This is a genomic window from Novosphingobium sp. DS6-6, assembly GCF_057784975.1.
In genome coordinates this window covers 262,619-274,691 of sequence record NZ_JBYNTS010000004.1, presented here as the reverse complement: position 1 = coordinate 274,691, position 12,073 = coordinate 262,619, and the positions used below count along the sequence as shown (strand labels likewise).

Sequence of the window (12,073 nt, the reverse complement as noted above, 5' to 3'; positions counted from 1 at the left end):
AGTGGGCATTGCCGGCGATGCTAGAGGCGCGGTTTCAGGTTTTGGTAACCAGAGCCATGCGGGAATCCACTATTGCGGCCTTAAAACTGCGGGGCGGCCGCCGTTGTTCCGCATTTACGCGGCGATACGACCTCGGGCAGGATAACTGGATGACCGCTCGATTCGCCTCCGTCGCCGTCCGCCTGGCACTCGGCATGGCCCTTGCCCAGCTCGCCGTCGCGCCCGCCTGGGCAGCCCCGTCCCGCAAGGCCGCGACGCGCGCACCGGCCCAGCTCGCGCCCGCACCGGTGCCTGATATCGCTACGGTCGCCCTGCTCACCGACCAGGGCACCATCGTGGTCGAGCTGGATGGCAAGCGCGCACCTATCAGCGTGGGCAATTTCCTGCGCTACGTTGATGGCAAACGCTATGATGGCATGGTGTTCTATCGCGCCATGCATCTGGAATGGGGGCAGCAGCCCAATGGCCTGGTGCAAGGCGGCATCCGCGATGGTGCGCGCCTGCTCAAGCCCGTTGCGCACGAACCCACCAGCCAGACCGGCATCCTCCACAAGGCCGGCACGCTCTCGCTCGCCCGGCTGGCGCCAGGCACGGCCATGTCGGATTTCTCGATCCTCTTGTCCGACATGCCCAGCCTCGATGCCGATCCCGCGTCCAGCGAGCCCGAGCGACAGCTGGGCTATGCCGCGTTCGGCCGCGTCGTGGCGGGCATGGACGTGGTGCGCAAGATCTGGGACATGCCGGTTTCGCCGACGCTGGGCGAAGGGGCCATGCGCGGGCAGATGCTGGCCCAGCCGGTGAAAGTGATAACGGCGCGCCGCGTCGCCAATCCTGCTCCGGCGCCGGCGCCTTGAGCGGTCAGGAAGGGCAGGTCACTGCGGTGCTCTGCCCCCGGCGGAACAGCATAACCCGATAGAAGAAGGCGTCTCCGCCGGAAGTCTGGTTCGGCCCTGCCACCAGATCGACCGTGTCGTTCGCGGCCAGATCGAGCGGCACCGGGCCGGGTTGCAACCTGGCGGTCAGCACGCCTTGCCAGGCCATCGTTCCGTTGTGCCGGATGGTGATATCCACCCCGTCGCCGCCAGCCGCCTTGGCAAGGCAGCCGCGCAGGTCCAGCCGCTGGTCCACGGGTGCGGTATAGCGCCATACTGCGCGCAGCGGCGCCCGGGCGTCGCCCGCCGGGGCCGCGCTGGTGGTGTTGATGCGCAGGGGGCGGCTGAACCGGTTGCCGAAATAGCCCGTCCAGCTATCGTCCTGCCAATCGAGCGCAGTGTCCTGTCCGGCGCCGTTGCGCACGCGATAGCGCCACGCCGGCGTGCCCCAGCCCGATAGCGTATCGGCCACCACGGCCGTAGCACCGATGGTATAGCCCGTGCCGATCACCACGATGGGCGCGTCGCCGATCGCCGGCGCGGCAAGGGCCGTGCCGGCAGCATCGAAAGCGCGCGTTCCTGCGGCCAGCGTCAGCGCGCGGGGGGCGCCCCAGATCACGGTCACGTCGGTGCCAAAGCGATAGGCGAACAGCAGCGGATCGCCCAGGTCCAGCCGGCTCGGCCGCCCCTTGGGCAGGATGGCGGTCTGCAGGAAACGGAACGCGCGGCCCTGGTCCTTGAGAGCATTGCCCGCGAAAAGGCCCATGGTGGGAAAACCGCCTTGATCGATCAGCGCATACCAACTGGCCCCCGCCACGCCGTTTGCCGCCAGCATCGTTGCCTGTTTGACCAGTTCCCCCGCCGCCGTGGCCCGATCGGTCGTTGGAAGGCCGAACTCGGTGGCCCAGACCGGCACCTGGCGGCCGTGGGCGTCCATCGCCGCGCGCAGCCGCGCCAGTTCCACGTCCAGCCCTTCGGCCCGGGTGCGATAGGGGTGCACGGCAATCCCGTCGACGTGGGAAAGCAGCCCGGCGGCAAACAGCGTGCGCAGGAAACCGGTGCCGATCATGTTGGTCGATCCGCCCAAAAGCGCGGGCATGCCACCCAGCCGCGCGTGGGAAGCGGCCGCAATCCGCACATAGGCGTCCACCCGATCGACCCCGCCGGCAAAGGCCATGGCCCGCGCGCCATTGATTTCGTTGCCCAGTTCGATCGCCACCAGACAGCCGCCAAACCGGTCCTTCAGTGCGCCAAGATAGGCGGCGAAGGCCGCGCGTCCAGACTCGGACGACACCCACAGCCCGTTATCATACAGCGGGTTCGCGGGAATTTCCGTCAGGATCAGCCGGCGCCCGCTCCGGCACGCCGCCGAAAGGTTCCGCGCCGCCGCGCTGTCGAGCGCATAGCGGCCCCTCGCCGGCTCGCCTGCGGCCCAAGGCAGGGAATCGCGCAAGAGCGGCGCCTGCACTTGCGCCGCCAGGGTGTCGATGCCGGCCGGCCAGCCCTGGCTGAAATGCGTCTGCACGCCAAGCGACAGGGGTGGCGCGCTACCGACGCTGGCCGACGGCGCGCCATTGGCGAAACCGGCGCCGACGAGAATGGCAAGAACCGCCAATGGCCATAACGGCCGTAACCGGCCCGCCACAAGACCATAGCCCATCGCCTTGTGCCGCCAGGCAGGCAGGACCGTGTCATACCTCATCGCCATGCCCGCTCCACAATCGCTCGATAGCAAGGCAGTTTTCCACTGCCGGGAACGCGTTGACCAGCCAGGGCGATTACGCACGATAAGGGCATCACGCGCGACGCGCGACGGGCCGCCGTCTGGCAAGGCATCCGGTAGCCGTCGCTTGTCCTGCTCGCGCACTGGCGGGGTACCGAGACCCTTTTACCCCTTGCGCCATCACCCCAGCATGGCCGCCAGCCCCGCTTCCACCACGTCGCCCACGCGCGCCAGGTCTTCGGGCGTGATACAATAGGGCGGCAGGACATAGACGGTATTGCCCAAGGGGCGCAGCAGAACGCCGTTGTCGCGGGCAAAGCCCATCAGGTGGGGGGCAAGCGTCGAAAGATAGCCGCCGTCGGGCGTGGCGAAATCGACGGCGATGATCGTGCCGCAGCGGCGGGCATCGCGCGCGCCGGGCAGGGCGGCCAGACGTTGCAGCAGGGCATCCTGGTTGCGGGCCAGGGTATCGATGCGCGCCTGCACCGGCTCTTCGCGCCAGATTGCCAGGTTTTCCACCGCCGCCGCGCAGGCGATGGGATTGGCGGTATAGCTTGACGAGTGATAGAACAGTTTCGACCGGTCGGCAGACCAGTGCGCGGCAAAGATCGGCTCTTGCGCCACGGTTACCGCCAGCGGCATGGATCCGCCCGTCAGACCCTTGGCCAGGCACAGGATATCGGGCACCACGCCCGCCTGCTCGCACGCCAGCAGCGTGCCGGTGCGGCCAAAGCCGGTCATCACTTCGTCGGCGATGAACAGCACGCCATGGCGGCGGCAGACCTCGGCCATGGCGGCGAGCACGGCGGGCGGATAGAACAACATCCCCCCACCGCCCAGCACCAGCGGCTCGACGATCAGCGCCGCTGGCTTTTCACGGCATGCCGTTTCCAATGCGTCGATCGTGTTGGCGCCGTCGCCGGCCGGAAAGGGGATCGTGCCCACGTCGAACAGCAGCGGGGCATAGGCCGCGTTGTAGACCCCGCGCGCGCCCACCGACATCGTGCCGATCGTATCCCCGTGATAGGAGTGTTCCATTACCAGGATACGATGCCGGGATGCGCCGGTGTTGGCCCAGAAACCCAGCGCCATTTTCAGCGCCACTTCCACGCAAGTACTGCCGCTGTCGGAAAAGAACACGCGGGTAAGTGGCCGGGGCAGCATGGCCAAAAGGCCGCGCGCCGCGTCTTCGGCTGGCTGGTGCGTCCACCCGGCGAAGATCACCTGATCAAGCTTTTCGGTCTGGGCGCGGATTGCGGCCATGATCCGCGGGTGGTTGTGGCCATGCGTCGTCACCCACCACGATGATATCGCATCGATCACGCGCGTGCCGTCCTGCAGGATCAGCGCCGCCCCATCCCCGCGTGCCACGGTGGGGATCGGCAGGCCCAGGCCATGCTGCCAGAACGGATGCCAGACGGGCGATCCGCTCATGCGAAATCCGCCAGGGCAAAGCCCCGGGCAAAGGCGGCCGCCAGGGTTTCGGGCGTCAGCGGATCGAGCATGTCCAGCCGGCCCAGCCGGCGCACTTTGCCCATGGCGGCGATGGTCTGTTCGTTATCGTCGTTGGCCGGGCCGACGAAGGCGATGCCGTGCACGTCGACACCGCGCGCGCGCAGCGCTTCCACCGTGAGGAGGCTGTGATTGATCGTGCCGAGCGCGGTGCGCGCCACCACGATCACCGGCAGGTTCCACCAGGCGAACAGATCGGCATAGAGCGTGTTGCGCGTGATCGGCACCAGCGCGCCGCCTGCGCCTTCGACCACCAGCGAGGGAAGACCGGGCGGGGAAAGCCGCGCCGGATCGATCTGCAACCCGTCCAGTTCCGCCGCGCGGTGCGGCGAAAGCGGCTGGGTCAGGCGATAGGCTTCGGGCAGTACCTTTTCGGGTGGCAATTGCGCCAGCGCCGCCACATGATCGCGGTCGGCGCCCTCGTCCAGGCCCGATTGCACCGGTTTCCAGTAATGCGCGCCCAGCGCGCCGGCCAATGCGGCGCTGAATACCGTCTTGCCGATGCCCGTGTCGGTTCCGGTGACGACGTAGCGGGGCATTAGACAATCTCCTGCAGGGCGGCGGCCAGCGCGTCGACATCGGCTGGCGTGGCATTGAGCGTCAGGGAAATGCGCAGGCGGCTGGTGCCGGGCGGCACAGTAGGCGGGCGAATGCCGCGCACGTCAAAGCCCGCCTGCTGCAACTGCGTGGCCACGGTCATCGCGCGGGCATCCTCGCCCAGGATCAGCGGCACGATCTGGCTGCCGCCAATGCTGGCGCCCAGCGGGCCAAGCTGCCGCGCGGCATGATCGATCAGCGCGGCCAGCGCCTGGCGCCGTTCCGGCTCGTCGGCGCAGATGCGCAGGGCTTCGCGAACGGCACTGGCCATCAGCGGGCTGGGCGCGGTGGAAAAGACGAAGGGGCGTCCGCGGTTGACCAGGAAATCGCGTACCACCTGCGGCCCGCAGACCAGCGCGCCTTCGCAGCCCAGCGCCTTGCCGCAGGTACGCAGCACGACCACGTCGGGCCGGCCGTCGAGATGGGCGGCCAGACCCCGGCCATCGGCGCCGAACACCCCCGTGGCATGGGCCTCGTCGATCAGCAGGATCGCGCCATGGCGCTGCGCCACGGCCGCCAGATCGTCGAGCGGAGCGCGGTCTCCGTCCATCGAATAGAGACTTTCGACGGCAAACCAAAGCCGGCCGGTATGCCCCCGGGCCCGCCATTGCCGGGCGAGGGTTTCGACAGCGTCGCAATCGTTGTGCGCGGCCATGGCGACGGACGCGCGGGTCAGCCGAAGGCCTTCATGGACAGAGGCGTGGATCAGTTCGTCGTAGATCACCAGGTCTTCGCGCTGGGGGAGCGTGGCGATCAGGGCTACATTGCCGGCATAGCCCGCGCTGAACCACAACGTGCTCTCGCAGCGGAAAAAAGCAGCCGCTTCCGCCTCCAGGGCCTCGTGCTCGGGATCGTTGCCGCGCAGCAGGCGCGACCCGCCCGATCCCACCGCCACCCCGCGTGCCAGCGCATCGGCCAAGGCCGCGCGCAGGCGTGGCGAGCGGGCAAGCCCCAGATAATCGTTGCTGGCAAAATCGACCCCCGCGCGCGGCGCGAGCGCGCGCAGGCGGGCGCGGGCTTCCAGCGCTGCCAGATCGGCGGCCTGGGCCTGCCACAGATCCGTTGCGCCAAGGCGCGCCGCGAAACCCGATGTCACGTGATCAGGCCGCGCAGCCGCCCGCACAGCCGCCAACCGCTTTCATCGCGCGCAATGGTTCTTCGCTTTCCATCGGCTTCAACCCAAGGCGTGCGAACATTGCGGCGTCGCTGTCGTCCCCGGCGTTGGGCGCGGTCAGCAGCTTGTCACCGGTGAAGATGGAGTTGGCCCCGGCCAGGAAGCATAGCGCCTGCGTCGCTTCGCTCATGCTTTCGCGCCCGGCGGAAAGGCGCACCATCGACAAGGGCATGGTGATGCGCGCCACCGCAACGGTGCGCACGAATTCGATGTCGTCGATCCTGGCCATCGGCGTATCGGCCAGCATGTCGCCCAGCACGGTGCCCTTGACCGGTACCAGCGCGTTGACCGGCACGCTTTCCGGGTGCTGCTCCAGCGTCGCCAGGGCGTGGACGAAGCCGACGCGGTCCGCGCGGGTCTCGCCCATGCCCACGATCCCGCCGGAGCAGACGTTGATGCCGGCTTCGCGCACCACGCTCAAAGTATCGAGCCGGTCCTGGAACGTGCGGGTGGTGATCACCGCGTCATAGCGCTCGGGCGAAGTATCGATATTGTGGTTGTAATAGTCGAGCCCGGCTTCGGCGAGCTGCGCGGCCTGCCCGGCTGTCAGCATGCCCAGCGTCATGCAGGTTTCCAGCCCCATTTCGCGCACGCCCCTAACCATCTGGATGATGGCCGGCATGTCGCGGTCTTTCGGGTTGCGCCAGGCGGCGCCCATGCAGAACCGCCTGGAGCCGGCATCGCGAGCCTGGGCCGCCGATTGCAGCACGGCCTGCACGTCCATCAGCTTGCTCGCCTGAATTCCGCTGTCGGCCTTGACGCTTTGCGAACAATAGCCGCAGTCTTCCGGGCAGCCGCCGGTCTTGATCGACAGCAGCGTGCACAGCTGCACTTCCCCCGTACGGTGATGCGCGCGATGCACCTGGGCGGCCTGGAACACCAGCTCGGTGAACGGCAGATCGAACAGGGCAGCGATCTCTTCACGGCTCCAGTCGGTGCGCACCGCCGGGCTGGCGGCGGGGGCGTCGAGCGTGGCAAGATCGGGCATCGGGCGGCTCCGTTCGGATGAGCGGGAAAAAGATTTAACCGTGCCCTTAGTCAAACTGCGCGGGCAGGGGAAGGCCCGCCGTGGCACCGGCTTCAACAGGCACCGAAACAGGAGGCAAACCGGTAGCCGGAACAGCGGCCGAAACACGCGCGGCTCGCGAAGCATTTGCGGATTGGTAACGCCATGGGATTATGGCGTCACGATATTGACAGACAGAGAGAGTGGAGCGGGCGTGCAGAGCAGCGGGGTGTTTTCGCACAGGATCGGCGTCGTCGGGCTGGGATACGTGGGCTTGCCGCTGGCAATCGCATTTGCGCGCAAGTTTTCCGTGGTCGGCTTTGACGTCAGCGCGCACCGCATCGCTACCTTGCGCGCGCATCAGGATTACACCGGCGAAGTTTCGTCCGCCGATCTCGCCGCCTCGACTCTCGCCGTGACCGATGATCCCGCCGCGCTGGCGGACTGTTCGGTGATAATCGTCACCGTGCCCACGCCTGTCGATGAAAGCCGCCGGCCCGATTTCACCCCGGTGCGCCTGGCCTGCGAAACGCTCGGCCGGGTGATCGCGCCCGGGACGGTGATCGTGTTCGAATCGACCGTCTATCCCGGCGCTACCGAAGAAGTCTGCGCGCCGGTGATCGCCGCTGTTTCCGGCCTTGCCGCCGGCATCGATTTCAAGCTGGGCTACAGCCCGGAACGCATCAACCCCGGTGACAAGGACCATCCGTTCGAGAAGATCGTCAAAGTCGTCGCCGCGCAGGATGCCGAAACGCTCGATCTGCTGGCCGAGCTTTATGGTGCGGTGGTGGAAGCAGGGATTCACAAGGCATCGTCGATCAAGGTTGCCGAAGCGGCCAAAGTGATCGAGAACACCCAGCGTGACATCAATATCGCCCTGATGAACGAAATTTCCAAGATCTGCGATCTGGTGGGCATCCGCACCAGCGAGGTTCTGGCCGCGGCGGGCACCAAATGGAATTTCCTGCGCTTCTATCCCGGCCTCGTCGGCGGGCACTGCATCGGGGTTGATCCCTATTACCTCACGGCCAAGGCCGAACAGTTGGGCTATCACCCGCAAGTGATCCTGGCCGGACGGCGCATCAACGATGGCATGGGGGCCTATATCGCGCAGCGCACGGTCAAGATGCTGGCCGGCGGCGGCCGCGCACTGAATGCCGCGCGGGTGGGCATCCTGGGATTGACGTTCAAGGAAAACGTGCCCGATATCCGCAATTCGAAAGTCGAAGACATCTGGCGCGAACTCAGGGATTTCGGGATAGAGCCGCTGGTTCACGATCCTTTGGCCGAACCAGCCGCGGCCGCGCATGAATTCGGCATCACCCTGTCACCGCTCGATGCCTTTGCCGATCTCGATGCGGTGATCTATGCCGTGTCGCACCGCGACTATGCCACGCTGGGCGCCGCTGCCATCGCCGCCATGCTGCGCCCGGGCGGCGTTCTGATCGACGTGAAATCGGCACTCATGCCGCAAGCGCTGCCGCACGGGGTTCGGTACTGGAGCCTTTAGGCGGCGCGGGATTTTGGTCGGCGGGCGGGCCTCCGGCCCGTCGCGCCGGTATCGCCGGCAGCGACGCACCAAGGCCGGTGGCGCTGCCGGCCATCACCCGGCGATAGAAACTGCCGTTGATCTGCGTCTTGGCCAGGATCACCGCTTCCAGCCGGCGCCACAGCGCGGGATCGGGCAAGGCGAGCGGCGCCTCGTGCCAGAAACGCTGCAGCGGCCCCTGATACGTCAGCCCCGGCATTGCGTAGAACGCCTGGCCCATGGTCACCACGGGGCAGCCTTCTGCCAGCGCGCTCAGGCCCACGGTGCTGTTGATCGTGACCACGCCCCGGCAATGCCGCAGCAAAAGCAGCGTGGGCTGATCGTGCAGGCACTGCACCCGTCCGGCACAGCCATGGCGCGCTGCTTCGTCGGCCACCAGCGCGCGATAGTCGCGGTATCCCCGGTCCATCGGGTGGTGCTTGATCACCAGCAGGCAATCGTGCGGGGCATGCCGGGCGAACGAGGCGATGGTGCTGGCGATAAAGCCCGCGACACCGCCTTCAGCGCCATGGTGCAGCACTTGGGCATCGTTGTGCACCTGCAAGGGTACCAGGAACCAGCGCCGGCTGGCCGGCCCGGTGAGCCGGGGCAGCAAGCGGCGCTGGGCATGGGCATATAGCGGCTTGCGCCAGGCCGAGCGCAGCCATGCCCAGCCTTGGGTCAGCCGCAGCGGGCGGTGGTGGACGTAGTGCGGGAAACGCCAGGCCAGCAGCGCCCCTGCCGCGAAATAGAGCAGCGCCCACAGCGCCATGTGCCAGAAGGTGGGCGCAACCGGCACGGGCGGCCGTCGTTCCGGAAGATCGGTTGCCCACAGACCTTGCGCATCGCGCGGCAAAGCGCTGCGGGCATTGACCCCGCCCCATTCGAACGTGATGTGATGCGGCCGCAGATAGCCTTCCTCGAACACGCCGACCGGCACGCCCAGCCTGGCGCAGACCTCGCGCGCCGCTTCGTGCAGGGGGCGGCAATCCCCGAACAGCAGCACGCAATCGATCGCACGGGCGCCAAGCTGCGCTTCCAGCCAGGCCGGCCACGCTGCCATGGGGCCACGCCATGTCTCGCCGCCGGGATAGAACAACTGGTCCCCGGCATGGAAATTCACCTTCCACACCTTGGCCCCGCCGCGGCACAAATCTCGCGCCAGCCGGGCAAAGAACGGCCCTACGGGTCCTTGCAGCAGCATGACCCGCTTGCCCGCAAACCCGGCCCAATCATCCAGCCCGCCGTCCAGCCTATCGTGCAGCCTGTCCATCATCATGCCCCCAACCCGCCAAGCGCCGGTAACGTCACGGTGACCCCGGTTGCGGTCGCAGGCCATCGTGGAAGCAACCGTTTCGCAGGCACCTGCAAAGCTGGCGGGCAACGGCACGAGGGCGACGCTGCCATCGCGGCCGGAACTGCCCGCATCGCCGATCGTGAGCCGGCGAGAAACAAGCCAAACCGGGATAAAGCCTTTGTTCGATGTGGATCATTTTTGCCCATTGACGGTCTTTGCCCCCCCCGTCTTTCGCGGCCACTGGTCAAAGCCCGGCGACTGCCGCCATTTGCACCAGCCGGCGATCCCAGGTGTGGTGGGCCGCCACGTGCGCGGCACCGGCCCGGGCTCGCTCCAGATCGTGCGGTGCCGGGCCATGGCGCAGCCGGGCGAACAGTTCGCGTGCTTCGCCCGGGCTGCGCACGACATGGCAGAACCCCGCAAACAGCGCATCCACCGAACGCGCGGCCGAAGTGACGGCAATGCCGCCGCAAGCCAGGATTTCAACCAGGCGGCGAGAGAACATCGTTGCCGAATCGGTCACCGTATTGACGTTGAGCGAAACCAGGTTTTCCTTGTAGATACGCGCCGTTTCGGCATGCGCCACCGCCGGGTGCACCTGAAGCCCGGCATGCACGGGATAACGATAGATCGGTGAAGGCCGGTCCGAATTGCGATCGTACACCGTCAATCCCAGCCCGCTATCCAGCGCGGCGGCAAAGGCCATGTCCTGCCAGGCGCGCCGCGCCGGATGCACGTGGGCGGAATAGCTGCCCACGAAATTGGCCTGGTTGCGGGCAAAGGCAAATCCGGTGAAACGGTGATAGGCGGGCTGCACCGGAAAGGGCAGAACGTGGACCGACGCCTCCGCGCCCATGGCGGCGTGATAGCGGTCCAGGCAATTGGCGTCGACCGTGAAGACGTGATCGAACAGGCGCGCACTGCCGATGAACCGGTCGAAATGCACTCCGTCCTCCTTGTTCCAGAACAAGGTGGGAATGCCCATGTCGCGCGCGACGTGCACCAGCATCCGCAGCCGCCGGTTCGATCGCAGCCAGTGATCGGGATAGGCGGCCACGCGATATTGCCAGCTTTTCTCCCATCCGCCCCAGGTGCTTTCCACCAGCAGCAGATCGGGCCGGCTGGCGGCCAGCAGGCGGTGGAAGCCTCGTGCCGTGGCCAGCGCCGGCACGTTCACGATCCGGCATTCCGGTGCCAGGCAAGCGCGGGTCAGGTCGTCGGCCACCAGCGCGATCTTGAGCGAAGCGTTGCGCATGAGGGGCATGTCCTTCAAGGCAGGGTCTGGCCATGATCGAGCAGGAAACGCGGCGCGGCGGCGCTGCCGGGCGGGCACCAGGGCCTGGGCATGCGCGAACCGCGCACCACGATGCGGCGGTTCGCGGGCAAATCGCCGAAATCGTTGCCGGTCACGGCGATGCCTGTCGAAGGGCATTCGCCGCCCGGTTTGGTGCAGGCATCGGTGCGTGCCATGTCGCAGAACCATTCCTCGATGGCCGGCGCACCATCGGCGTTGCGGAAACGGTTGGCGCGAATGACCGCTTTGCCCGACGCATCGCGCAGCTTGATCGCACTGCCGCAGAAATCGTCGAACGTGTTGTTTTCGATCCGCGCGCCGGTGGCGTGGCTGGCCAGATAGATCGCGTGGAGGCCGCCACAGGTTTCGCGCGGTACATTGCGGATGACGTGGAAATAGACGCCGCGCACCACCGTGTCCGGCGCGTTGACCAGGCGGATCGCCGCGGTCGAGGGCGCTGCGCCGCTGCCGGTCGTGTCGTGTCCGGCCGTATCTTGGCCGGCCGTATCTAGGACTGTCGTGTCGCTGCCGATGGAGTCCAGCACCAGGCTTTCCAGCACGGTGCCGCGGTTGAACGCCGCCGGATCGTCGCGGTTGCCGTTGAGGCTGATCGCGGTTGCATAGCCGACGATGCGCAACCCGCGGACCGTCAGGCCGCTATCGCGCCCTTCCGCCCCGCGATAGCGCAGCCAGGTTCCGCGACCATTGCCAATGAAAGCGGGGTAGGCGGCCGCCTCGCTGGCCGCACCGGCAATGGTCAAGGGTCCGCGCAGGCGGCGGCCATCCAGATTCAGCGTTTGTCCGCGATAGACGCCCGGCAGCACGATCACGCTGGTTTCCTCGCCTGCCGGCGCTTGCTGCGCACGCGCGGCCGCGGCTCCCAGCGTGGCGAGTGCCGCCTGCGCGCTGCGCCCATCGGCGCGGTCGTCGCCTGCGGGGGCCAGATAGAGCGTGGCCGCTTGCGCCGTCGCCGGCACGAGCAGAGCCAGCGCGGCCAGCAGGCTGCAGAAAACCGAGAGCATTTCTGGAAAGGGGCGGGGGCGTGATGACACTGGCGCTTGTTCCTTGGG

10 protein-coding genes are annotated in these 12,073 nt (G+C 67.3%); 2 read left to right on the top strand and 8 right to left on the bottom strand.

Annotated features, from left to right (window positions below; all coding sequences use genetic code 11):
- Positions 1 to 149 precede the first annotated feature (149 nt).
- Positions 150 to 854, top strand: coding sequence for a peptidylprolyl isomerase (locus AC3EDY_RS07170; RefSeq protein WP_488571792.1), 705 nt, complete (start codon positions 150 to 152; stop codon positions 852 to 854).
- Positions 855 to 858: 4 nt separating this feature from the next.
- Here the strand turns inward: AC3EDY_RS07170 and AC3EDY_RS07165 are convergent, their stop codons facing one another.
- From AC3EDY_RS07165 to bioB, 5 genes are all read right to left on the bottom strand, one after another.
- Entirely contained in the window at positions 859 to 2,580 is a 1,722-nt protein-coding gene (locus tag AC3EDY_RS07165) for a glycoside hydrolase 5 family protein (protein ID WP_488571791.1), read from the bottom strand.
- Positions 2,581 to 2,775: 195 nt separating this feature from the next.
- Positions 2,776 to 4,029 (bottom strand): adenosylmethionine--8-amino-7-oxononanoate transaminase, encoded by a 1,254-nt coding sequence (locus AC3EDY_RS07160; protein ID WP_488571790.1) that lies wholly within the window; start codon positions 4,027 to 4,029, stop codon positions 2,776 to 2,778.
- Positions 4,026 to 4,646, bottom strand: a complete 621-nt coding sequence (bioD, locus tag AC3EDY_RS07155) for a dethiobiotin synthase (protein ID WP_488571789.1) — start codon at positions 4,644 to 4,646, stop codon at positions 4,026 to 4,028. Before bioD ends, AC3EDY_RS07160 begins: the two co-directional genes overlap by 4 nt.
- Complete coding sequence (locus AC3EDY_RS07150) at positions 4,646 to 5,800, bottom strand: 8-amino-7-oxononanoate synthase (protein ID WP_488571788.1); 1,155 nt, start codon at positions 5,798 to 5,800, stop codon at positions 4,646 to 4,648. The genes bioD and AC3EDY_RS07150 overlap by 1 nt, the downstream gene beginning before the upstream one ends.
- 4 nt (positions 5,801 to 5,804) lie before the next feature.
- A complete protein-coding gene (gene bioB, locus AC3EDY_RS07145; RefSeq protein WP_488571787.1) occupies positions 5,805 to 6,866 on the bottom strand; it encodes a biotin synthase BioB in 1,062 nt (353 codons plus the stop codon).
- Positions 6,867 to 7,071: 205 nt separating this feature from the next.
- On the opposite strand from bioB, the gene AC3EDY_RS07140 reads away from it, so the two are divergent.
- Positions 7,072 to 8,394: a nucleotide sugar dehydrogenase gene (locus tag AC3EDY_RS07140; RefSeq protein ID WP_488571786.1), complete on the top strand. Its 1,323-nt coding sequence runs from the start codon at positions 7,072 to 7,074 to the stop codon at positions 8,392 to 8,394.
- On the opposite strand, the gene AC3EDY_RS07135 is transcribed toward AC3EDY_RS07140, so the two are convergent.
- The 3 genes from AC3EDY_RS07135 to AC3EDY_RS07125 form a co-directional block, all read right to left on the bottom strand.
- The gene (locus AC3EDY_RS07135) at positions 8,348 to 9,691 is read right to left on the bottom strand and encodes a capsule polysaccharide biogenesis protein (protein ID WP_488571785.1); all 1,344 of its coding nucleotides are present in this window, start codon (positions 9,689 to 9,691) and stop codon (positions 8,348 to 8,350) included. The genes AC3EDY_RS07140 and AC3EDY_RS07135 overlap by 47 nt on opposite strands.
- 262 nt (positions 9,692 to 9,953) lie before the next feature.
- On the bottom strand, positions 9,954 to 10,964 hold the full coding sequence (locus AC3EDY_RS07130) for a CgeB family protein (protein ID WP_488571784.1): 1,011 nt from the start codon (positions 10,962 to 10,964) through the stop codon (positions 9,954 to 9,956).
- 14 nt (positions 10,965 to 10,978) lie between these two features.
- Positions 10,979 to 12,025, bottom strand: coding sequence for a hypothetical protein (locus AC3EDY_RS07125; protein ID WP_488571783.1), 1,047 nt, complete (start codon positions 12,023 to 12,025; stop codon positions 10,979 to 10,981).
- Positions 12,026 to 12,073: the final 48 nt, after the last annotated feature.

What these genes read in the sequence shown, in the direction of transcription:
- AC3EDY_RS07170 (WP_488571792.1), top strand. Translation starts at nt 150, where the DNA reads ATGACCGCTCGATTCGCCTCCGTCGCCGTCCGCCTGGCACTCGGCATG.
- AC3EDY_RS07165 (WP_488571791.1), bottom strand. Translation starts at nt 2,580, where the DNA reads ATGGCGATGAGGTATGACACGGTCCTGCCTGCCTGGCGGCACAAGGCG.
- AC3EDY_RS07160 (WP_488571790.1), bottom strand. Translation starts at nt 4,029, where the DNA reads ATGAGCGGATCGCCCGTCTGGCATCCGTTCTGGCAGCATGGCCTGGGC.
- bioD (WP_488571789.1), bottom strand. Translation starts at nt 4,646, where the DNA reads ATGCCCCGCTACGTCGTCACCGGAACCGACACGGGCATCGGCAAGACG.
- bioB (WP_488571787.1), bottom strand. Translation starts at nt 6,866, where the DNA reads ATGCCCGATCTTGCCACGCTCGACGCCCCCGCCGCCAGCCCGGCGGTG.
- AC3EDY_RS07135 (WP_488571785.1), bottom strand. Translation starts at nt 9,691, where the DNA reads ATGATGATGGACAGGCTGCACGATAGGCTGGACGGCGGGCTGGATGAT.
- AC3EDY_RS07130 (WP_488571784.1), bottom strand. Translation starts at nt 10,964, where the DNA reads ATGCGCAACGCTTCGCTCAAGATCGCGCTGGTGGCCGACGACCTGACC.
- AC3EDY_RS07125 (WP_488571783.1), bottom strand. Translation starts at nt 12,025, where the DNA reads ATGCTCTCGGTTTTCTGCAGCCTGCTGGCCGCGCTGGCTCTGCTCGTG.